This is a genomic window from Bifidobacterium lemurum (assembly GCF_014898175.1).
GTDB classification, from domain to species: domain Bacteria; phylum Actinomycetota; class Actinomycetes; order Actinomycetales; family Bifidobacteriaceae; genus Bifidobacterium; species Bifidobacterium lemurum.
On the sequence record NZ_CP062948.1, the window covers coordinates 823,502 to 844,705 of the forward strand.

At 62.9% G+C, this 21,204-nt stretch carries 14 protein-coding genes; 5 read left to right on the forward strand and 9 right to left on the reverse strand.

Annotated features, from left to right (window positions below; all coding sequences use genetic code 11):
* Window positions 1-218: 218 nt before the first annotated feature.
* Complete coding sequence (locus BL8807_RS03160; RefSeq protein WP_083570138.1) at window positions 219-3,239, reverse strand: glycoside hydrolase family 3 N-terminal domain-containing protein; 3,021 nt, start codon at window positions 3,237-3,239, stop codon at window positions 219-221.
* A 182-nt stretch (window positions 3,240-3,421) separates the two neighbouring features.
* On the opposite strand from BL8807_RS03160, the gene BL8807_RS03165 reads away from it, so the two are divergent.
* From BL8807_RS03165 to BL8807_RS03175, 3 genes are read left to right on the forward strand one after another with little or no spacing between them, the layout of a single operon-like run.
* The gene (locus tag BL8807_RS03165; protein WP_072724511.1) at window positions 3,422-4,180 is read left to right on the forward strand and encodes a LytR/AlgR family response regulator transcription factor; all 759 of its coding nucleotides are present in this window, start codon (window positions 3,422-3,424) and stop codon (window positions 4,178-4,180) included.
* The gene (locus BL8807_RS03170; protein WP_158217119.1) at window positions 4,177-4,920 is read left to right on the forward strand and encodes a hypothetical protein; all 744 of its coding nucleotides are present in this window, start codon (window positions 4,177-4,179) and stop codon (window positions 4,918-4,920) included. The genes BL8807_RS03165 and BL8807_RS03170 overlap by 4 nt, the downstream gene beginning before the upstream one ends.
* Complete coding sequence (locus BL8807_RS03175) at window positions 4,917-5,486, forward strand: ATP-binding protein (RefSeq protein WP_193057493.1); 570 nt, start codon at window positions 4,917-4,919, stop codon at window positions 5,484-5,486. Before BL8807_RS03170 ends, BL8807_RS03175 begins: the two co-directional genes overlap by 4 nt.
* A 25-nt stretch (window positions 5,487-5,511) precedes the next feature.
* Here the strand turns inward: BL8807_RS03175 and BL8807_RS03180 are convergent, their stop codons facing one another.
* Window positions 5,512-6,993, reverse strand: a complete 1,482-nt coding sequence (locus BL8807_RS03180) for a glycoside hydrolase family 1 protein (RefSeq protein ID WP_072724516.1) — start codon at window positions 6,991-6,993, stop codon at window positions 5,512-5,514.
* Between the two features lie 161 nt (window positions 6,994-7,154).
* Between BL8807_RS03180 and BL8807_RS03185 the strand changes: the two genes are divergently transcribed.
* The gene (locus BL8807_RS03185; RefSeq protein ID WP_072724518.1) at window positions 7,155-7,973 is read left to right on the forward strand and encodes an alpha/beta hydrolase; all 819 of its coding nucleotides are present in this window, start codon (window positions 7,155-7,157) and stop codon (window positions 7,971-7,973) included.
* A 39-nt stretch (window positions 7,974-8,012) separates the two neighbouring features.
* Window positions 8,013-8,807 carry a TetR/AcrR family transcriptional regulator gene (locus BL8807_RS03190; protein ID WP_072724520.1) on the forward strand — a complete coding sequence of 265 codons (795 nt, stop codon included), beginning with the start codon at window positions 8,013-8,015 and terminating at the stop codon, window positions 8,805-8,807.
* Here the strand turns inward: BL8807_RS03190 and BL8807_RS03195 are convergent.
* The 7 genes from BL8807_RS03195 to BL8807_RS03225 form a co-directional block, all read right to left on the reverse strand.
* Entirely contained in the window at window positions 8,785-9,681 is an 897-nt protein-coding gene (locus tag BL8807_RS03195) for an ROK family protein (protein ID WP_226847450.1), read from the reverse strand. The two genes, BL8807_RS03190 and BL8807_RS03195, sit on opposite strands and share 23 nt — an antisense overlap.
* 36 nt (window positions 9,682-9,717) lie before the next feature.
* Entirely contained in the window at window positions 9,718-11,748 is a 2,031-nt protein-coding gene (locus BL8807_RS03200) for a beta-galactosidase (protein ID WP_072724522.1), read from the reverse strand.
* Between the two features lie 51 nt (window positions 11,749-11,799).
* A complete protein-coding gene (locus BL8807_RS03205; RefSeq protein ID WP_072724524.1) occupies window positions 11,800-13,326 on the reverse strand; it encodes a glycoside hydrolase family 43 protein in 1,527 nt (508 codons plus the stop codon).
* A 129-nt stretch (window positions 13,327-13,455) separates the two neighbouring features.
* A complete protein-coding gene (gene yicI / locus BL8807_RS03210; RefSeq protein ID WP_072724526.1) occupies window positions 13,456-15,495 on the reverse strand; it encodes an alpha-xylosidase in 2,040 nt (679 codons plus the stop codon).
* Between the two features lie 88 nt (window positions 15,496-15,583).
* Window positions 15,584-17,713, reverse strand: a complete 2,130-nt coding sequence (locus BL8807_RS03215; protein ID WP_072724528.1) for a beta-glucosidase family protein — start codon at window positions 17,711-17,713, stop codon at window positions 15,584-15,586.
* A gap of 53 nt (window positions 17,714-17,766) precedes the next feature.
* The gene (locus BL8807_RS03220; protein ID WP_072724530.1) at window positions 17,767-19,236 is read right to left on the reverse strand and encodes an alpha-L-fucosidase; all 1,470 of its coding nucleotides are present in this window, start codon (window positions 19,234-19,236) and stop codon (window positions 17,767-17,769) included.
* Between the two features lie 145 nt (window positions 19,237-19,381).
* On the reverse strand, window positions 19,382-21,148 hold the full coding sequence (locus BL8807_RS03225; RefSeq protein ID WP_072724532.1) for an extracellular solute-binding protein: 1,767 nt from the start codon (window positions 21,146-21,148) through the stop codon (window positions 19,382-19,384).
* Window positions 21,149-21,204 lie beyond the last annotated feature (56 nt).

Sequence of the window (21,204 nt, forward strand, 5' to 3'; positions counted from 1 at the left end):
CCCAAAACACACACCGCAGGCATCACACAAAACAAAAAACACCCGAAAAACATCTCCACCCGGCGTGTCGCGACCTGCGAACCCACATAACGCGCACGGAAGTCGCACTCCTTGAAAAAAGCCGGTGAGACGCGTATGCACATACATACTCGTCTCACCGGCTTTGCGAATGACGGTTAAGCAGAGAAAGGAGAAATGGGCTCAGCCGTCACATTCCATCAGTCGGCGGAGTTCACCACCGTGACCGCGTTTTCGTTCCGCCTCCGCATGAACGCCCGGACCGCCAGCACCTCACTGCCGACCAGCAGCAGCGCGATGATGATGTCGGCCGCGATGACGCACTTCGCCCACATCGGCATGGCGGCGCTCTTCTCCACCGCGGTCGAGTTCGCGACGGCGTACAGGTTCTCGTGCATGGCTTCACGCAGGGCGATCACCGTGCCGGCGGACTCCGTGTCATCGATCAGACCATCGTAGGTTCCCATGGACAGACCATGGGTCAGACCGGTGCGGATGCCACGGTTGAGATCCATATAGAAATCGGCGAGCGGATCCATGGCATCGGTGTCCACCGCTCCATGGAAACCCCACTCGTCGCGCAGCACGGACTGCAGCAGCGACGAGTTGCTGCCGGCCCAACGCGCGCCGATGGCGTTGAACGAAGACATCACCGCCAGGCTCTTGCCTTCCTTAAAGGACTTCTCGAAGGCCTTGAGGTAGATCTCGCGGATGGACTGCTCGGTCGCCCAAGTGCACAATCCGTTGGTGCGGTTGGTTTCCTGGTCGTTGAGAGCGAAGTGCTTGATGTACGTCATCATGCCCTGTTCGGTGGCGCCGGTCACTTCGGCGGCGCCGATGAATCCGGACAAAGTGCCGTCTTCGGAGTAATACTCGAAGTTGCGTCCGGAGAAGGCCGAACGATGGATGTTCATCGCGGGGCCATACCAACCGGTGATGCCGAGCTCCTTGCCTTCAACGACGACCTGCGTGCCCCGCTGTTCGGCGAGATCCTTGTTCCAAGTGGAGGCGATGACCACAGCCGGAGGGAATGCGGTGCCGGTCATGCTGTCGTTGAAATTGCTGGACAAGCCCGCGGGGCCGTCGGCGTCCACCGACTCGCCGGAATTGATGGATTCAATGGACACCATATGGAAGCCGCCATCGGCGACGCCCGCCACCATCTCGTCAACGGTCAGTTGGTCAAGCAGGTCGTCCCACAGTTCGTCGTCGTAATCGAGCCCGGTCATGTCCTGGATGGTCAGGCCATTGTCGGCACCGGTGACGGGCATCTCCGCGTCGGCGTCATCGTAATCCGCGGCGTCGAAGGTGGCCTTGCTCTGGTAGACGGCCATACTTTCCTCCGACATGGTCATATCGGTCGGAGCCGCGGTCGCCTCGTCATAGTTCGCGAAGTGATCGGCGCGGCTCAGATAGACGACGTCGCCGCGCGCGTCGTCGAACTGGTTGGTCGCCGTGACCAGATCGGTGGATCGCTTGCCATCGTTGTCGTCGTTGTAGATGGCATCGTCGTCGATGGTGAAGCTGCGGGAGTCCACGACCGTGTGGGAATCGGTGTTCAGCGTGATGGTGTATTCGCCGTGTTCGAGAACATAGCTCTTGTTGATTTGATCGTCATACGAGGCCATATCCTCATCGTCGAACACGATTTCCAGCGTCTGGGACTCTCCGGGCTCCAATGCGTCGGTTTTCGCGAAGTCAAGCAGATTGGTGCTGGCCTTCTCGATGCCGCCGTTGTAGTACGGGGGCGTGTAATACAACTCCACGACGTCCTTGCCCGCGGTGTCACCGGTGTTGGTCACCGTTATCTCGACGGTGGTGGTGGAACCGTTGCGTTCGAAACCGGAGATCTCCTCTTCGAATGTGGTATAGCTCAGGCCGTAGCCGAACGGATACTGCACCACGGCGTCATAATCGATGACTCCTTCAACGGCGGCCGTCTCATAGTACTTGTATCCCACGTAGATGTTCTCGACGTAATTGACGAACTTCGCCACGTTCTCGTCGGACTGCGTGATCTCCGTCGAGTTCTCGTACTCGAAATTGCCATAGTTGTTATAGGTCGGAGTGGCCCGCAGATCGTACACGTATGTGTCGGCCAGGCGGCCGGAGGGGTTGATCTCTCCGGAAAGCACCTCGCCTAAGGCGTTGAAGCCGGTGGCGGAGGCGCCTCCGCACCATACGGCGCCCTTGATGCTGTCGTATTCGTCCAACCAGCCGAGCTCCATCGCGTTCGCGGAATTGACGACGACATACACGGAATCGAAGCTCTCCGTGACGCGTTCCACCATCTGGATCTCTCGGTTGGTCAGTTCCAGATAGCTTTTATCGGAATCGATGTCATCCTCTTGGGTCGAGTAGACGACGTCGCCGCCGTTCTGCGATTTGTTATAGCTGGACTCGCTGGAGTACTTATCGGGAAGATCCATTCCCTCGCCACCGGAGCGGCCGATGACGATCAACGCCGTGTCGGAATACGCCTGGGCGTCTTCGAAGATGCCTTCGTCATCGTATTGTTCGATCGTCGGCTGAGGCACGGTCCAATCCACCGACTGCATGCCGACCACGGGACGGTCGGAACGATAATCCTCATAGAACCGCGTCAGCGTCTCGTTGGTCTCGAATCCGGCGTTATGCAGTCCCTCGAGAAGGGTGACCGCGGTGCTTTCATCGACGCTGCCGGAGCCGGTTCCGCCGTACGTGGGATTCGTGCTCGCCCAGCCGAACACGTTCAGCTTGGTATCGGTGCTCAGCGGCATGGCATCGCCCTCGTTCTTCAGCAGCACGATGCCCTCGCCGGTGATCTCCTCACCGAGTCGAAGAGACTCTTCCTGCGTGGCGGCGCTCAACCCGTCGGAACCGGTCATCACCTTGTTGATCAGCGAATATTCGATATTCAGGGTGATGACGCTGAAAGCGACGACCACCGCCGCCACGGACGCCACCACGGCCTGCCAGCGGACGAGCTTGACGATCTCCGTGGACTGTTTCCTCACGCCGATGCCGAGCGCGACCGCCGCGACGATCACCACAAGCGCGATGATGATCGGCCACTTGATCGCGTTGAGCGTGCTGTACACGTCCTCCATGCTGACGGCCACCGCGCCGCCGAACAGCATGTCGTAGATTTTCGTGTACGCCAGATAGCACACCGCGGCAACGACGACCACGATGGCTGCGATGACCAGCGGTTTGACCCACCTATTCTCTCTTTTTGCCATATATTCCTCCTGATGTTTCCGACATGCGCCAATGCATGTGCGAGTTCAGCGTATGTTGGAGCATCCGCGCTTTCCGTTCGTATGGAACGAACGACAGCGATATGGAATGAACGACGTATTTTCAAGCCGCCGCCGGATCAAACGCCTTGTACCATTAAGACAGCAATCGTGAAGGAGGCGACGTGGCTTCGAACAATCCCGTGCCGGACCACCAATACCGAGGTGCCGTATGCGACGACGACATCGACGGCCTCGACTTCATCGAACGGCATTTACGACGCGCGCTCAGCGAACATGGCGTTCCCATGCGTCTGGACGTATACGCTCGGGCGGAACAGCTGTTCGCCGCCATACAACGCGGGACGCATTACGACATCCTGTTCCTCGACATTGATATGCCGCGATGGAACGGCATCGAGCTCACACGCGGACTGCGCGACTTGGGGTTCCAATCCCATGTGGTGTTCATCTCCAATAAAGAGGAGCTGGTGTTCCAGACGTTTGAGGTGCAGCCTCTCTTTTTCCTCAGAAAGAGCCACTTTCTCGAGACCCTTCCTCTATTGGCGCAGACCATCGCCCGTGAGTTCCGCAAATCATCGAAGAAGGTCGTCTCCGTCGAAGAGCTTCATTCCAGTCGCGTGTATTCGTTCGACATCCAGCAACTGGTCTATATCGAAGCCATAGGCAAACAATGCCTGTTCGTGACCACGACAAGCAAGACCCGCATCCAATGCCGGCTATCCGCGATCGCGGAACGGCTCGAACCCCATGGCTTTGTGCAATGCCACCGAAGCTATGTCGTCAACTGCCGTTTCATCTTCGCGCTGTCTCGGGATTCGCTCACTTTGGACGATCGAGGGACCTTGCCCATCGGCCGCAGCCACCAGCAAGCCGTCAGGGACGCCTTCACGTCGTTCATCTGCGGGACGGGAGCGGAATGATGGACATCTCGAATCTCCCCACCGCCGGAGTCGAGGCGGCCTGCTCGCTGCTGTACATTCTTTTGGTCGTGTCGTTCAATTTTCCCCGCAAACTGCGGCTTCCCGCGCATATGCTCGCCGTAGTGGCGACGACGGCCGGTTTTTTCCTGGTGTATCGTCCGATCGAAACAACATATGACAACTACACCGTCTACTGCCTGTTTCTGGCCGCGGTCTCCTTCGCATTCGCCATCAGCACGCTGCGCGGCGGCCTGCTGAACATCCTTCATCTCGTCGTCACCTGCACGTTCTGCGTCGTTGTGCTGAAGTCCATCCTTATGCTGCCGTCCGACGGCATCAATGCCGTGACGCGTTCCGAACCGGTGTCCTCATTCCTTTGGCATGTGCTGTACTATCTCGTGCTCGCGGCATGCGGCTGGTTTTTCACCCGGTTCGCCACGACGATCCATCTGCCCCGCCGGTATTGGCTGATTCTCTCGTTGTGCACCTTATCGGTGGCCATCATCGCGACATTGTCCGGACAGCCGATCATGAGGGGGCAGGCGGCCTCTCCCGTCATGACGGATCTCATCATGTTCTGGCTGATCATGCTGATGTACTATCTGACGTTCCTCATCACCGACGAGTTGGGCAAAACTCACAGATGCAAACGCAGAACGTGCGGCTGGCATCCCAAGTGGAGCAGTTCCGCCGGTCTCAAGCCACCGTGGACCAGTTGCGGCAGGTCAAGCATGAATTGAAGAACACGTTCTTCTACATCGATTCGTTGGTGAAGCAACGTGATTACGCAACGTTGGAACGATATCTGGACACCGAGTTGAGCTATCGCCTCACGGCGTTGGAGGAGATCGACACAGGCAATCCGACGCTCGACCTCGTTCTTATGCAGAAAGTCGCCGAAGCGCGTCAGGCCCATATCAATGTCGTCACGAATCTGTCCGTGCCGGCGAATCTTCCGTTCCGGGATCAGGATGTCTGCGCGCTTATGCTCAACCTGCTCGACAACGCGATTGACGCGAGCAAGGAGCAGCCGGACGGCCCGGACCGCAAGGAGATACGCATCGCCATCGCCCAGGCGAAGAATTTCCTGCACATCACCATCAGCAACCGCATCGCGTACGACGTGCTGCAGGCCAACGCCAAGCTCCATACGTCCAAAGCCGATAAGGAGAACCATGGCATTGGCCTGCGTGTGGTCAGGTCAATCGTGAAACGGTACTCGGGACTGATCGATTTCAGCACGGAGAACCATTACTTCACCGTCAACGTATTGCTGCAATTCCCCGAAAAGCCGTCGATCGCGTAAACCGCGACCGACGAGGCTTTCTCGGTCACGCTTCGGGAATGCCGTTGGTGGAGACCAGACGCTGGTAGTACAGCGCCGAATCCTTCCAGATACGCTCCTGGGTGTCGTAGTCGACGCGGACGATGCCGAAACGCTTGGTGTAGCCCAACGCCCATTCGAAGTTGTCGAGCAGCGACCATGCGTAATAGCCGGTCACGTTCGCGCCTCCGTCGATGGCGGCGGCGAGCGCCTTGACGTGCGCGTCGAGATAGGCCACGCGCTGCGGATCGTGCACGATCTTGCCCGGTACGACGGCGAATCCGTCGTCTCCGGCGGGCACGCCTTCGACCTGAGGATCGAGGGTGACCTCGTCCTCCCAGGCCGAGCCGTTCTCCGTGACCATGAGTTCCAGTTCCGGGTAGCGCTGAGCGAGCTCGACCAGGATGTCGGTCAGACCCTGCGGATCCTGGTTCCAGCCCATCGCGGTCAGTTCGCCGGTCGGAGGCAGCGTCTCCACGGATTCCTGCGCGGGGATCGGATCGTTGTGCACGTCAAGACCGGCCGGCGAGGTGGCCACGGGACCGTCGTCCGCGACGGCTTCGACCGAGTTCTCGTCGCGCCAACGCACGGTGTTGGTCGAGTAGTAGTTGACCCCCAGCACGTCGATCGGCTGGTGGGCGGTTTCGACGTCGCCGTCGCGCACGAAGGACCAGTCCGTCACATGTTCGGTGGCGGAGAAAAGTTCGGGATCGTAGCGGCCTTCCACCATGGGGCCGAGGAACACCTCGTTGTTGAGCAGGTCGGCGCGACGCTTGGCGGCGACGTCCTGCGGGGAGTCGCTGGCCGCGCGCGTCACCGAGAGGTTCAACGTCACCGAGCAACGCGCGGCGTCGCCGAGTTCGCCGCGAACGGCCTGCACGCCCAATCCATGCGCCAGATTGAGATGGTGGGCGGCGGCGAGCGCCTGCGCGTGGTCTTTGATGCCGGGGGCGTGGTCTCCACACCCGTAGCCGAGGTAGGCGGCGCACCATGGCTCGTTCAGCGTGGTCCAGGTGTCCACGCGGTCGCCGAAGGCGCGGGCCAGCACGCCCGCATACTCGCCGTAACGCAGCGCGGTGTCGCGTTCGGGCCATCCGCCGCGATCCTGCAGATATTGGGGCAGATCCCAATGGTAAAGCGTGACGACCGGTTTGATGCCGTTGTCGCGCAGGGCGTCGAGCACGCGCAGGTAGTGGTCCACGCCGGCCTGGTTCACGGGGCCGCCCAGTTCGGGGATGATGCGGGACCATGAGACGGACATGCGGTAGGCGTCGATGCCCAGCGTCTTCATCAGGGCGATGTCCTGCGGATAGCGGTGGTATTGGTCGCAGGCGAACTCACCGGAGGAATGGTCGAACACATGGCCCGGTTCGGCGCAGAAGGTGTCCCAGATGGAGGGGGTGCGTCCGTCTTCGTGAATCGCGCCTTCCACTTGGTACGACGCGGTGGCGGTGCCCCAGGTGAAACCGTCGGGGAATCGATAGGTCATGATCGCTCCTTTGCTTGGTGCCTATACACTAGGCAACAGTACACGGCCGCCAATGAACGTCATAAAACGGCCATGTTTATTTATAACCTTATAAATAAGGATGATATACTCAAAGCACACGACATGCAACCACACGGTTGCGCCTTAGCGAAGGAACCGACATGCAGTATATGGAGCGCGTCATCACAGGCGTCGACGGCAGTGCGGCCCGATTCATCGGCTACAGCATCGACAACAGCCCCGAGGTCGATATGGAACGCCGCCGGCCGGCGGTTCTGGTCATCCCCGGAGGCGGATACGCGATGACCTCCGACCGCGAGGCGGAACCCATCGCCCTGCGATTCCTCGCCGCGGGATACCAGGCTTTCGTACTGCGCTATTCCGTGGCTCCGTCCCGCTATCCCACCGCGCTGCTCGAAGCGGCCGAGGCGATGCGACTGATCCGCGAGCACGCCGACGAATGGCATGTGGACCCCGATGCCGTGGCCGCCATAGGATTCTCCGCCGGCGGGCATCTGGCGGCCAATCTCGCCACCACGGCGGGCGACGACACCCTGCGCGAACACGGATACGATCCGGACGCGGTGCGCCCCAACGCCCTGATGCTGTCCTATCCGGTGGTCACCTCCGGCCGGCTCGCCCATCGCGACAGCTTCGACAACCTGTTGGGCGGGCTCGCCGAGGATCCCGCCATGCTCGAATCGCTGTCGATCGAACGGCATATCGACGCGAAGACTCCACCCGTGTTCGTCTGGCACACCATGCCCGACGAAACCGTGCCCGTCGAGAACACGCTTATGCTCATCCAAGCCTGCAAGAACGCCTCCGTCAGCGTCGAGGCGCATCTTTTCCCGGAGGGAGGCCACGGGCTGGCCCTCGCCAATGAGGAGACCGCGTGGGGAGGCAAAGGCAACATCTTCCCCGCCGTTCAGAACTGGACGGAACTCGCCATGGATTGGGCGAACCGCACGCTCCGGTAGAGTGGGCATCAACATCCGCAGCAAAGGAGCCTGGTCGATATGGTTGTCGCAGCATGGGAGAAGTTTCGGAGGGAGCCCACGAACTGGTCCGCCGCGTCGCGGTCCGACGTGGACACCGTCGCCCGCGATGTGACTGGCGGCAGAACGTTCGTCAAACGCAAGCGCATGACGCAGGAGGAACGTCATCTGCAGATCCTCAAGGCGGCCATGAAGGTCATCGCCGCCAAAGGATTCTGGGGCATGTCTTTGCAGGACATCGCCGACGAGATCGGCATCACCGAGGCGGCGATCTACCACTACATCCAGTCCAAGGACGACCTGCTGCGCATGGTGCTGACGGAGGGCTACGACACCCCGGACGCCGACGAGTTCAACGCCTCATCGGCCACGCTCACCGATTTCGACGGCCACCGCGTGGTGTACTACCCGCGCTATTGCCTCAATATCGTGCTGTACAACCTGCAGCGCCCTGAAATGGTGCGGCTGTATGCCACGCTCAACGGCGAGGCGCTCACCCCCGAGCATCCCGCGCATATGTTCTTCATCGGCCGGCAGCAGCGCAACTGGGAGCTTGTCCGCTCGATGAACTGGATCCTGCCCGAAGGCTACGACGAGGAGCGCTTCTACCACCTGTACACGCTGTCCATGTCCGCGATGGACGGACTGCAATACCACTGGCTGGCGGACGATTCATTGGATCTGTTGGAGGAATGGCTGCACTTCTCGGACGAACTGTTCCCCGCGCACACGTGGGAGGGCATGCTCGGCCCGTCGGAATACGATCCCCAGTCGCAGCGATGCCTGCATCCGTTCACGCTACAGTCTCGTTCATGACCTCGGTCATAAACGCGTAGTACGCGCCAATCAGCCCAGCGTTGCCCGAATGACGGCACCGCTTGATCGGCGTGCGGAAATCACGCCAATAGGGAATGCGGTCCAACGCCTCGCGCACCAGCGGCAGCAGCGTCACCTCGCGGCTGATCGCGCCGCCCAGCAGCACGCATTCGGGATCCAGCACCGTGATCACATTGAAGATGCCCGTAGCGAGCTGATCCGCCCACCGCTCCACAATCCGCTGCACCTGCGGATCATCCAGGCGCTGCAGCAGACTGCCGGCCACCACCGCCTCCTCCGGCACCCCGAACGCCTCGGCGTAGTCGCGCGTCAGCGGTGTGGTCGAAGCGTAATCATGCAACGAAAGGTATCCCGAACCGCGGTTGACCATCATCATGCCGAATTCGCCGGCGCGCCAATCACGCCCCCGATGGATTTTGCCATCGAGAAAAACCGCGCCGCCGATGCCGGTGTCCACCGTGACAAGCACGAAGTCACGCAGATTGCGCGCGTTGCCGCTGAGATATTCGGCCATCGCGGCGCAATTCGCATCGTTCTCCATCCACACCGGCACCGGTCGGTCGAGATGCCGTTTCAGCTCGTCGCCGATGGTGCGGCCGTACAACGCCGGCAGAGGTCCGGCCGTGATGGCCCGCTGCCGGACGGTGTCGATGAATCCGGGGAAGCTCACCGTGATGCCGTCGATGGGGTCGCGTTGCGCGTCGGCCACCGCCGCCAGCGCGCGATAGAACGATTCCGCGCTGTCGACGGGCGTGGCGATCGTACCGGGCATGCCCTGACGCCCGTCGACGAACAGCGAGTAGCGGATGAAATGCAATCCGACGTCGAACGCCAATACACGCGACGCACCCACGATTTGCCTCCTCTTGGTCGAGATTCTCACACCAGTCTAGCCAACAGCCACCACACGCACCTCATAGGGGCCGAGGTCGCACGATTCCCAATCACAGGCTTCTCCCAACACCGCCCGTCCCGTCGCGAGCCGCGGCAGCGCGACGGTTTGCGCCAGTCCGGTCAGGTTGATGACGAACACGAACGCACGCCCGTCGTCGCAGTGGCGCAGCGACACCTCGACCCCGTCCGGCGTGACGTACGATTCCATGCCCAACTCGTCGACGATGCCGCCGAACAGCAGATCCATACCCGCCTGGTCAAGCGGCGTTCCAACGTAATAGGCCCGTCCTTGCCCGAACTCGTTCACCGTGACCGCCGGGGTTCCCGCGTAGAAGTCGCCGCCGCCGTAGACGCCCAACGCCCGCGCGCCTTCGAGATGCATGATGCTGGCGACGATCTCGCCATGCACGGTCGCATCCTCCAGACGCACCTCGATCGCATCGCCCGGCGCCAGCGCGTCGATCTCCTCGGCCCACACACCGCATACCGTGCGGAACGGGCCGGGGTATCCGCCGGGAACCACCAGATCATGCTCGTCATGGATGCCCGACATATAGCCGGTGACGAAGCGTCCGCCCCCGCGCACATACTCCTCGATCGCCTCGCCCACGCCGGGTTTCGCCATAATCAGCACGGGCGCGACCACCATCGAGTAGCGTTTCAGTTCGGCGAGCGCCGTGGTGCTGGGGATGATGTCGACCGGGATATTGCGACGGTGCAGCGCACGGTAGAAGCGATGCACCTCCTGCGGATACTGGAATCCCGCAGTGGGCCCCACACATCCCTCAAGCGACCAGTAGCTTTCCCAATCGAATATGACGGCCACCCGGGCATGCACCTCGGCTCCCATCAGCGAGACGCCGACCCGCGCCAGCTCGGCGCCGAGCGCCGCGGTCTCACGGTAGACGCGGGAGTCCTCGGTGCCGTCGTGGGCGATCACCGCGCCATGGAAGCGCTCGCAACCGCCGATCGACTGGCGCATTTGGAAGAACTGCACCGTGTCGGCGCCGTGGGCGACGGCCTGCCAGCTCAGCGCGCGCACCTCGCCAGGGCGTTTGACCTTGCAGAAGGGGAACCAGTTCTGCTGGTTCGGCGTCTGCTCCATCAGCATGAACGGCTTGCCGCCGCCCACGCCGCGCATCAGGTCGTGGCACATGGCCGTGTAGCTGGCAGGCGTGTCCATGCCGGGATAGTTGTCCCAGCTGACCACGTCCATCTCGCGACCCCATGCGAAGTAGTCGAGGTCTTTGAACGTTCCCATGAGGTTCGTGGTGATCGGGGTGGCGGCGTCATGGCGGCGCACCGCGTCCCGCTCGTTGACATAGCAGGCGAGCTGCGACTCGTTCTGGAAGCGGCGGTAGTCCATCAGCAGCCCGGAGACCACCGACTTCTCCGTGCCGATGCCGTCGCCGTATTCCACCGGCGGCACCACGTCGGCCCAGTCGACGATCGTATGGCTCCAGAAGTTCGCGCACCACGCCCGGTTCAGCGCCTCGAGCGTGCCGTATTTGCCGCGCAGCCATTCGCGGAAGGCCTCGGCGCACGTCTCGCAGTAGCACATGCCGCCACCGCCGCCGTATTCGTTGCCGATATGCCAGGCCTTCAGTCCCGGGGTGCCCGCGTAGCGTTCGGCGACGCGCGAGGCGAGTTCGCCGGAAAGCGCGCGGAACACGGCGGAATTCGGGCAGAAGTTGTGGCGGCCGCCGAAAACGTGGCGCCGGCCGTTCGATTCGGTGCGGATGACCTCGGGATGGGTGCGCACCAGCCATGCGGGCAGTGCGGCGGTGGAGGTGGCGAGCACGATGTTGAACTTGTGGCGCACCAGCAGGGCCACGATCCTGTCCAGCGTGGCGAAGTCGTATTCGCCCTCGTCGGGCTGCAACAGCGTCCATGAGAACACGTTGATGGTGGCTTCGTTGATATGCGCGTGCTCGAGCATCTCGATATCACGCTCCCAGGTCTCCTCGGGCCATTGCTCGGGGTTCCAGTCGCCGCCGAACAGGAAGCTGTCGAACAGGGGTTGCATCGCGGGTCTCCTTAATGATGATGGGTATGGACGGGATGGTGCGGGACCGGCTCAGCGGGACTGGGCCGACGGGCCAGACGCGCCCGCACGGTACGTCACGTCGTGGAAGGCCACCTCGCCGCCGCCGTGCGCGTACACGCCGAGCAGCACGCCGGTGAATCCGCCCGCGTTGGAGAACGACAGCACCTTGCCGGGCGCGAACCCCAGCGGCACGGACGTATCGCAGTCGGCGGAGCGCGCCTCGAAATAATAGCCGCGCTCGTCGCCGCGCACGATCAGCGTCAGCATCGGCGCCGCAGGCAGGCTGGCCATGCCCACCGTCGTGGACAGTCCGGCGTTATGCACGCGGGCCTCCACGGTGACGACGCCGTCGTTCGCCGCATGGGCGGCGATGGTGAGATGGTGGGCCGAATTGGCATACACCACCACACCGGCCCGCCCTGTCTCCAGGCTTTTCGGATCAGCCAGCGTGGCCTGGAAGGCGAAACGCACATCGGTCTGGCGCGTGCCGATCAGCGGAGCGCCGTGCGCGAGGCCGAAATCCTGTTCCCGGGCCCGCACCGCGATCGTCGCCGAGCCGTCCGTCGCATTCGACGATTCGACCAGATAACGTTGTTCGGCGTCGATGGCGGGCGTCACCCACGCGACCGCCTGCTCCAGCGAGCCGCCGTCGCCGACGAGCGCGCAGTCGTAGGATTGGTCGGCCAGATCCGGCCAGCCGTCCTTCCAGTTGAACCAGACGGCGTAGGGTTCGCGTCCGATCCAGCCTTGGGCGGGATATTCGTCGTTGTTGCGGGTGCCGTGGAACACCATCAGCGTGCACTCGTCCTCGAAGTGGGCGCAATCGCAATGGCCGATGGCCTGCAGCGTCAGATGCGTGCTGCGGTTGGTGATCAACGGGTTGCCCGGATACATCTCATACGGCCCGTAGGGGTCGTCGGCGCGGGCGATGTTCTCCATATGCCCCGATTCGGTGCCGCCCTCGGCCCACATCAGATAGTACGTGCCGCCGCGCTTGTACAGATGCGGCCCCTCGGGGTTGGATCCGGTGATGCCCGCGCAGATGCGGCGGCGCTCGGTGAGCACGGTGCCGCTCGCCGCGTCGATTTCGGACAGGTAGATGCCGGCGGGCTCGTCCTCGCCGCCACCCTCGTTGCCGCAGATATAGGCCTTGCCGTCGTCGTCGAAGAACAGGCTGGGGTCGATGCCGGGCCACCCCTCCACCCAGATCGGCTCCGACCAGCCGGCGCGCGGATCGGTCGAGGTGAGGATCATATTGCCGGTGTTCACATTGGTGACGATGAGATAGTACGTGCCGTCATGCCACCGCAGCGTGGGCGCGTAGATGCCCTGGTTGTTGGACATCGTCTCGTAGGGGAATTGGCTGGCGCGGTCCATCGCGGCGCCGATTTTCGCCCAATGCTCGCCGTCTTCGCTTTCGAACACCGGCAGTCCGGGGAAATACTCGAACGAGCTGTTCACCATCAGGTATCCGCCCTCGGGCTTTTCGCAGATGGTGGGATCGGGGTGGAAGCCGGAGGCGATACGCCGCGCCGGCTTGACGTTGAATAAGGTCATGGCTGCCGCTCCTTTGCGACGAACGAGGGAGAGACACGGCTGCCTCTCCCTCGCGTTTGTCTACGGACGCCTCGACTCGCGCCGGTCGACGCCGGGACCGGTCGGGCGTTTGGATGTTCGATTGCCGGCTTAAGCGTTCAGCGGGTCCGCGCCCGGACGCACCAGCACCGGCAGGGTGTGGTAGTCGTAGGTTTTGGTGTACCAGCGGCCCGGCTCGTGGCTTTCGCCCGTGATCAGGTTGACCCACGGCTCGCCCGCGTGGTCGCCGCCGGCGTCCGGCACGTAGAAGCGTGCGGTGCCGTCTTCGCTGAACACCGGAGCCACCAGCAGATCGTCGCCCAGCATGTACTGGGTGTCGATGTCCTCGCAGGAGGGGTCGTCCGGGAACTCGAGCACCATGGCCCGCATCATCGGCACGCCGGTTTCATGCGTGACCTTCGCCTGCTCAAGCAGATAGGGCTTCAGACGCAGCTTAAGCTTGGTGAACTCGCGGGAGACGTCCACCGCCTCGTCGCCGTACAGCCACGGCACCTTGTATTCGGTGGAGCCGTGGTAGCGCGAATGCGAGCTGAGCAGGCCGAACTGGGTCCAGCGCTTGAACAGGTCGGGGGTGGGCTTGTCCTCGAAGCCGGCGATGTCGTGGCTCCAGTAGCCGAAGCCGGACATGCCGAAGCTCAGGCCCGCGCGCAGGGACTCCGCCATCGACGGATAGTTCGACGAGCAGTCGCCGCCCCAGTGCACGGGGAACCGCTGGCCGCCGACGGTGGCCGAACGGGCGAAGAGGATGGCCTCGTCCGCGCCCTTGACCTCGGCAATCACGTCGTACACCGCCTTGTTGTACAGGTAGGTGTAGTAGTTGTGCATCAGTTCGGGGTCGGAGCCGTCGAAGTAGCGCACGTCCTTGGTGGGGATGCGCTCGCCGAAATCCGTCTTGAAGCAGTCGACGCCCTGGGCCATCAGACGCCTGAGGTGGTTCTGATACCACGCGGTGGCCTCGGGGTTGGTGAAGTCGACGATGGCCATGCCGGCCTGCCACAGATCCCACTGCCAGGCGGAGCCGTCGGCGTTCCTGATGAAATAGCCCTTGGCCGCGCCTTCCTCGAACAGCGGGGACTTCTGGCCCACATAGGAGTTGATCCAGGCGCACACCTTCAGGCCGCGCTCATGCAGTTTGGCCAGCATGCCCTCGGGGTCGGGGAATTTGGACTCGTCCCATTCGAAGTTGCACCATTCGAGCTCCTTCATCCAACGGCAGTCGAAGTGGAACACGCTCAGCGGGATGTCGCGTTCGGCCATGCCGTCGACGAACTCCATCACGGTGTTCTCGTCGTAGTCGGTGGTGAACGAGGTGGACAGCCACAGGCCGTAGCTCCATTCGGGCACCAGCGGAGGCTTGCCGGTCAGGTCGGTGTAGGTGTTGAGGATGCCTTTGAGGTTCTCGCCGCCGATCACCGAGTAGCTCATCTCCTCGCCGGGCACGGAGAACTGCACGCGGGAGACCTTCTCGGATCCGATTTCGTAGCCGACCTTGCCGGGGGTGTCCACGAACAGGCCGTAGTTCCTGTTGCTCAGATAGAACGGGATGTTCTTGTACGCCTGTTCGGTGCCGGTGCCGCCGTCCTCGTTCCAGATCTCGACGCTCTGGCCGTTCTTGATGAAGTTGGTGAAGCGCTCGCCCAGGCCGTAGATCTTCTCTCCCACGCCGAGATCGAGCTGTTCGGAGACGTGCAGTCGGCCGTCCGGATCGGTGACCAGCGCCTTGGCGCGCCAGCCGGAGTGCGCGATCTGCCTGCCGTCGTAGAGGTACTGGAAGTCGATGGTCTCGCCCTTGGCGATCCTCAGGGTCAGTCGGCCGGAGGTGAACTCCCACGCCTCGTCGTTTTCCGTGATCTCGACGTCCGGATCGGTTTCGTTGAGCTGGAACCTGGGGCAGTTCGAACGGTCCTTGCGCAGGTTGATCAGGCGCGTGGTGATGATGTCGGGACGCGGCGAGGTGACCTCGATGGTGAGGATGCCGCCGCCGAGCGTCTGGCCCGGGTGGTGGATCGGCACGCCGAACGGGCAGAACAACGTGAGCTTCTTGGGCTCGACGTTGGCCGTGTAGATGTTGGCCGCGTACTTGACGTCGTATCCGTCGCGGATCAGCCAGCCTCCGTTGAGGAACTTCATAGGACCTTGCTCCTTTGCAGTGCGGGCCGCCCGCCAGAGGAAAGCGGCCCTGTCATGTATTGACTTATTTATAAGTCTATAAATAAGGCTATGCGACACGCCCAAGAAGGCGAATATCGCGCACGGATTCGCCGACCATCACGCCCGCCTCCGGAGCCGACGCGTATGCCCCGGCCGCGTTCGACCAGTAGCGCAGGGCCTTGCCCTCATCAAGCGTCACAACGATCCGTCGGGACTCCCCCGCCTCCAACGACACTTTGACGAAGCCCTTGAGCTCCTTGACCGGACGGTCCTCGCCGACGCCCTCCAATCCCAGATACACCTGCGGCACGGTCTTGCCCGCGCGGACTCCGGTGTTCGTTACGGTGAAGCCCACGCGGATCGCGCCGTCCACGCGGCGCACATCCAGATCGTCGTAGACGAAATCCGTATACGACAGACCATGTCCGAAGGGGAACCGCACCGGCACCCCGCGCGTTTCGTAATGCCGGTAGCCGACGTACACGTCCTCGGCGTAGTCGACGTGCAGGCCGGATCCGAACGTGCCGACCGAATGGGCGGGGCAATCCGCCAACGAGAGGGGGAAGCTCTCCGGCAAACGTCCGCTGGGATTCACTCGGCCCAACAACGTTTCGGCGAGCGCGGTGCCGCCCTCGCAGCCGTTATACCAACTCCAGACGATGGCTTTGGCGCGGGGCTCCCACGGCATCTCGACGGGGGATCCGGCCACGAAGACGAGAATCGCGTCCGGCGCGGCGTCGAGCAGCTCCTCGATCAGAGCGTCCTGCCCATACGGCAGAACCATGCCCTCACGGTCCCGGCCTTCCAGATCGTGCTCGTGGTCGAGTCCGCCGACGAACAGCACGGGATCGCCGCAGGCGGCGAATTCACGGGCCAACGCCACGGCTTCTCCGCGCAGGGCCCGCGCGCGTTCGGAATCGTCGACGCGTTCCCCGACGGAGTTCTCCAGGCTTTCCTCCTGCCAGGAGGCATCCTGCGCCACCTGCTTGGCGTCATACCCCTGGGCATAGGTGATTTCGACGTTGCCGCCCAGCTGTCCGTTGAGCCCCAGCAACGGCGACACCTCGTGCAATGCCTTGACGATAGCCGAACCGCCGCCGTTGGAGTGGATGCGGTCGGCGTTGGCCCCCACGACGAGCAGACGGCGCATGGCATGCTCGTCGAGCGGCAGCAGGCCGGATTCGTTCTTGAGCAGAACCACGGATTCGCGGGCCACGTCCAGCGCGGTCTGCGCGTGCGCGATGGTGGCGTAGGCGCCGGCCTGGCGGCGGGCGCGGGCGTCGCCCAGCATGTGCAGCGCGTCCATCACGCACAACACGCGGAACACCTTCCTGTCCACGTCGGCCTCGCTGACCTCGCCGGCCTCTATGGCCTCCTTCAGCGGATTCGCGAAATAGTACTCGTCGAAATTCGACGTCACCGACATCTCCACGTCAAGTCCCACTTCGGCGCTGGGCTTGGTGCGTTTCACCGCGCTCCAGTCGGAGACGACGAAACCGTCGAAACCCCATTCGCCGCGCAGAACGTCGTCGAGCAGTTTTTTGGATTCGCAGCACTGCTCGCCGTTGACCAGGTTGTACGCCCCCATCAGCGACAGCGCGCCGCCGTCCCTCACCGCCTCCTCGAAGGCGGGCAGGTAGATTTCGCGCAGCGCGCGTTCGCTGATCGTCTCGTCGACGTCGAGCCGGTCGGTCTCCTGGCTGTTGGCCGCGTAGTGTTTGGCGCACGCCGCCACATCGGACTCCTGCACGCCTTGGATGTAGGCGACGCCCATGGCCGCGGTGAGCGTGGGGTCCTCGCTCATGTATTCGAAGTTGCGGCCGCACAGCGGGCTGCGCTTGATGTTGATGGAGGGCCCGAGAATCACGTCCTTGCCGCGGCCGCGGGCCTCTTGGCCGAGCACCTCGCCCGTCGCGCGGGCGAGGTCCGGGTTCCATGTGGAGGCGACGGCGGATCCCGAGGGCAGGTAGGTCACGTGGTCGCGCGTGTTGTACAGCGGCTTCCATTCGTCGTTGCGCAACTCGGCACGCACGCCCATCGGCCCATCGTCCATGCGCAGCGGGGGGATTCCCAAGCGCGGCACCCCTTCGGTGCGGAACAGACCCGAGCCGTGGATCATGCCGATTTTCTCGTCGAGCGTGAGTTGCGCGAGCAGATCGCGCGCCGTGGTCATATTGGTTTCGGTGATGACGGTCATGGTCCCTCTCTTCCTGATTCGTCCCCGCCATCGCGGCGTGGGGCGTTCGTCGGTTATGCGACGGTGATTTTGAATCCCACCGGCATGCTTTCCTGCCCGTCGGGCCGCGCGGCGGGCGTGATGCGCAGCGCCTCGTTCGTGCGCTCCCATGCCACCGGGCCCGCGCCCAACTGCTCCACCGCGGCGACGATGCCGTGGAACGGCGCGCGCCGGCCGTCGTGATAGGCGAAGAAACTGGCGACCGACAGCTCCTTCGCGCCGCTCGGATTAAGGCAGAAGGCGTAGATGTCGCCGTTTTTCGTCGTGAACCGCCAGTCGGCGGCCGTCCATTCGATCGCCTGCTGGTCGGCGAACGAGCCCGATCCGGCTTGGGTGGGGCCTTCGCCGCAGATGCGCCACGGACGCGTGCCGTACACGCCGTCGCCGTTGTCCCTCAGCCATGCGCCGATGCCTTCGAGCAGCATACGGTCGTGCGGCGCGATCGAACCATCGGCGCGCGGGCCGACGTTGAGCAGCAGGTTGCCGTTTTTGCTCACCGCATCGATCAGTGTGATGACAAGCTCCTCGATTCCCTTGTATTCGAGGCTGTTCGTGTAGCACCATGAATTGCGGGCGATGGCGGTGTCCGTCTGCCAGACGAACGGCGTGGGGGCCGCATAGCCGCCGCGTTCCACATCCGCGAGCCCCGCGCCGAAGGCCATGCCGTCGTCCTTATAGCAGATGATCACCGGAACGTCCCATTCGACGCCCCGGTTGTAGTAGTAGGCGGCGAGGCGTTTGATATACGATTTGAACGACTCGTGCTGGATCCACCAGTCGAAGTACAGCATTTCCGGGCGGTATCCGTCGATCAGCTCGCACACGCGCAGCAGCCAATCGTCAAGGAACTCGCGGTCGGGGCGCGGCACGCTGAACAGGTCCTGATTGTCCGGTTCCGGCTCGGCGGGCCAATAGAAGTCGCCGCGGGACATCGGTTCGGCCACGTCGGATTCGAATTCACGGCCATGGCCCATGAACCACCAGTGCTCGGCGCGATGGTTCGAAGCGGCGAAATGCATGCCGTGGCGCAGCGTGGCCTCGCGCAGCTCGCCGAGAACGTCGCGCTTGGGCCCCATCTCCACGGCGTTCCAGTGCGACAGTTCGCTGGCGTACATCTGGAATCCGTCGTGGTGTTCCGCGACGGGGAAGTAATAGCGGGCGCCGGCGGCCTGGAACAGGTCGAGCCATTCGTCGGCGTCGAAGGCCTCGGCCGTGAACATCGGGATGAAGTCCTTGTATCCGAAATCCCTCTGCGGACCGTAGACGGCCACATGGTGCTCGAATTCCGGATAGCCCTGGATGTACATGTTGCGCGAATACCATTCGTTGCGGAATTCCGGCACGGTGTACAGTCCCCAGTGGGTGAAGATGCCGAATTTGGCGTCGGGGAACCAGCCGGGCGCCTCGACGCGGGACAGCGACTCCCATGTGGGCTCGTACGGGCCGGATTCGATCACGTCATCGATATGCCGCATGTCGATCATCAGGATGCTCCTGTCGTATCTGGGAAAGGTCTGGAGACATGAAGCGGGGTGCCTCCCACCGGGTTCCATCCGGGTTCGGCACCCCGCATCACGTGGGTCGGTTACGGCCGAGGCCAATCGCGGTGGACGGCCCCGGCCGCGGGAATCACTCGGATTCGGATTCGGCCTGCTTGACGATCGCCTCGCGGGCGGCGATCAGATCCTTGGCGTTCTGCTCGTCCACAGCACGCACGGACGCGTAGTCCAGATCATTGACCTTGGTGCGCATCTCGTCGAGGATCTGCTTGAACTCGGAGTCGCTGCTGGCGGTCACGGCCTGCCACGAGGCGTTCACGATCTCGGTTTTGATGGAGGCGCGCAGCGTGGAGATCTGGGAGTCCTCCTCCGGGGTGACGTACGAGGCGCCCGCCGCGACGGAGATCTTGCCGCTGTTCTCCAGATATTCGATGTCGGTCTGGGCGCCGCCCATGTGGCTGGCCCAATCGTCCTGCAAGGCATCGGTCTGGTTCAGCACCGTGGTCCACAGCTGCTGGTTGAAGGCTTCGCCGGTGTTCGGGTCGATGTCGTTCTGGGCGACCGTCTTGAAGTTGAGCGCGGACACGCCGTCGTTGTAGGAGCCGCCGCCGTACTCGTCGGAGACGGTCAGGTCGCTGGCGTCGTTCATGGCCTTGTCGCCGAATTCGGTGAGCTCCGGCAGGCCCTCGTCGTTCACGGTCCAGCACATCTCTTCGGGGCACACGGCGCCGCCCGAGTTGGAGGCGGAGGCGTACACGCCCTCCGGGGAGTACAGCCAGTCGATGAACTCGGCGAGACGGGCCTTGTTCTCGGCCTTGGAGCCGATGGCGATGATGGAGGATGTGTCGCCGTTCGGCTTGAAGCCGTCGGAGTAGACCTTCATGTCACCGATCGGGGCGAGCATGAAGCCCACGCCGTTGGCCTTGTTCTCGGCGGTGTTCTGGCGAGGCTTGCCCAGCCAGCTCCACAGGGAGACCAGCACCTTGCCGTTGGTCACCTTGGTGGAGAGGGTGTCCCAGTTCTGCGTGGTGGACTCGGGATCGACCAGACCCATCTGGTAGGCCTTATTCAGGAACTCCAACGCCTTCTCGTACACGCCGCCCTCGTCGATGGCGGACTGCACGTCGGAGCCGTCGGCGGCGACGAACATGGAGTTCTGCAGGCCATATCCGTACCAGGAGGCGATGGCCTGGGCGTTCTGCATCACATCGCCGTCCCAATCCTTGAACAGGGACAGGGCGTAGATGTCGTCCTCACCGGTGTCCTCGCGGGCCTTGTCCTGCATCTGCTTGAGCATGTCCAGGAAGTCGTCGAGGTCGTTGATCTCCGGATATCCGATCTCGCGGTAGTAGTCCCAGCGGATGTAGGGAGCGGCGCCCGGCTCGACACCTTCGTTCGGCTCGGTCGGTGACGAGGTGGACACGGCCTGCGGGAAGCCCCACACGCCGTCCTGCCCGGCGAGCTCGGTGACGGCGTCGACGGCGGACTGGTAGTTCTGGACGTTCTCCATATCGTCGTAATACTCGGTCATGTCCACGATCAGACCCGACTTGACCAGCTTCTGCAGACGGCCGTTGCCGGTGCCGACGATGACGATGTCGCCCAGGTCGCCGGCCGCGGAACGGGTGTCGAACAGGGTGTCGCCGCCGCCGGCCACGTTCGGGGCGATGATGTTCAGCTCGATGTTGAACTTGTCCTTGACGATCTTCGCGAACCAGCCCTTCTGCATGCCCTGGTAGTTCGCGGTCGAGGAGAAGACGTCGACGGTCATCAGCGACCCGTCGTCCACGGCGTTGTCGCTCGACGAATCGTCCGCCCCGCAAGCGGCGACGGAGAACATCATCGCCGAAGCCAATCCGGCGGCAAGCGCCGTGGTGAGCTTCTTCTTGAGTTCCATTGGAACCTCCTTGTTATCTCTTTTTGTTAATGATCGGATGACGAATGGTTGTCGGT

Bases quoted from the DNA above. Each gene is read 5' to 3' on its own strand.
- BL8807_RS03160 (WP_083570138.1), bottom strand. From the start codon at position 3,239: ATGGCAAAAAGAGAGAATAGGTGGGTCAAACCGCTGGTCATCGCAGCC.
- BL8807_RS03170 (WP_158217119.1), top strand. From the start codon at position 4,177: ATGATGGACATCTCGAATCTCCCCACCGCCGGAGTCGAGGCGGCCTGC.
- BL8807_RS03180 (WP_072724516.1), bottom strand. From the start codon at position 6,993: ATGACCTATCGATTCCCCGACGGTTTCACCTGGGGCACCGCCACCGCG.
- BL8807_RS03185 (WP_072724518.1), top strand. From the start codon at position 7,155: ATGCAGTATATGGAGCGCGTCATCACAGGCGTCGACGGCAGTGCGGCC.
- BL8807_RS03190 (WP_072724520.1), top strand. From the start codon at position 8,013: ATGGTTGTCGCAGCATGGGAGAAGTTTCGGAGGGAGCCCACGAACTGG.
- BL8807_RS03200 (WP_072724522.1), bottom strand. From the start codon at position 11,748: ATGCAACCCCTGTTCGACAGCTTCCTGTTCGGCGGCGACTGGAACCCC.
- BL8807_RS03205 (WP_072724524.1), bottom strand. From the start codon at position 13,326: ATGACCTTATTCAACGTCAAGCCGGCGCGGCGTATCGCCTCCGGCTTC.
- yicI (WP_072724526.1), bottom strand. From the start codon at position 15,495: ATGAAGTTCCTCAACGGAGGCTGGCTGATCCGCGACGGATACGACGTC.
- BL8807_RS03215 (WP_072724528.1), bottom strand. From the start codon at position 17,713: ATGACCGTCATCACCGAAACCAATATGACCACGGCGCGCGATCTGCTC.
- BL8807_RS03220 (WP_072724530.1), bottom strand. From the start codon at position 19,236: ATGATCGACATGCGGCATATCGATGACGTGATCGAATCCGGCCCGTAC.
- BL8807_RS03225 (WP_072724532.1), bottom strand. From the start codon at position 21,148: ATGGAACTCAAGAAGAAGCTCACCACGGCGCTTGCCGCCGGATTGGCT.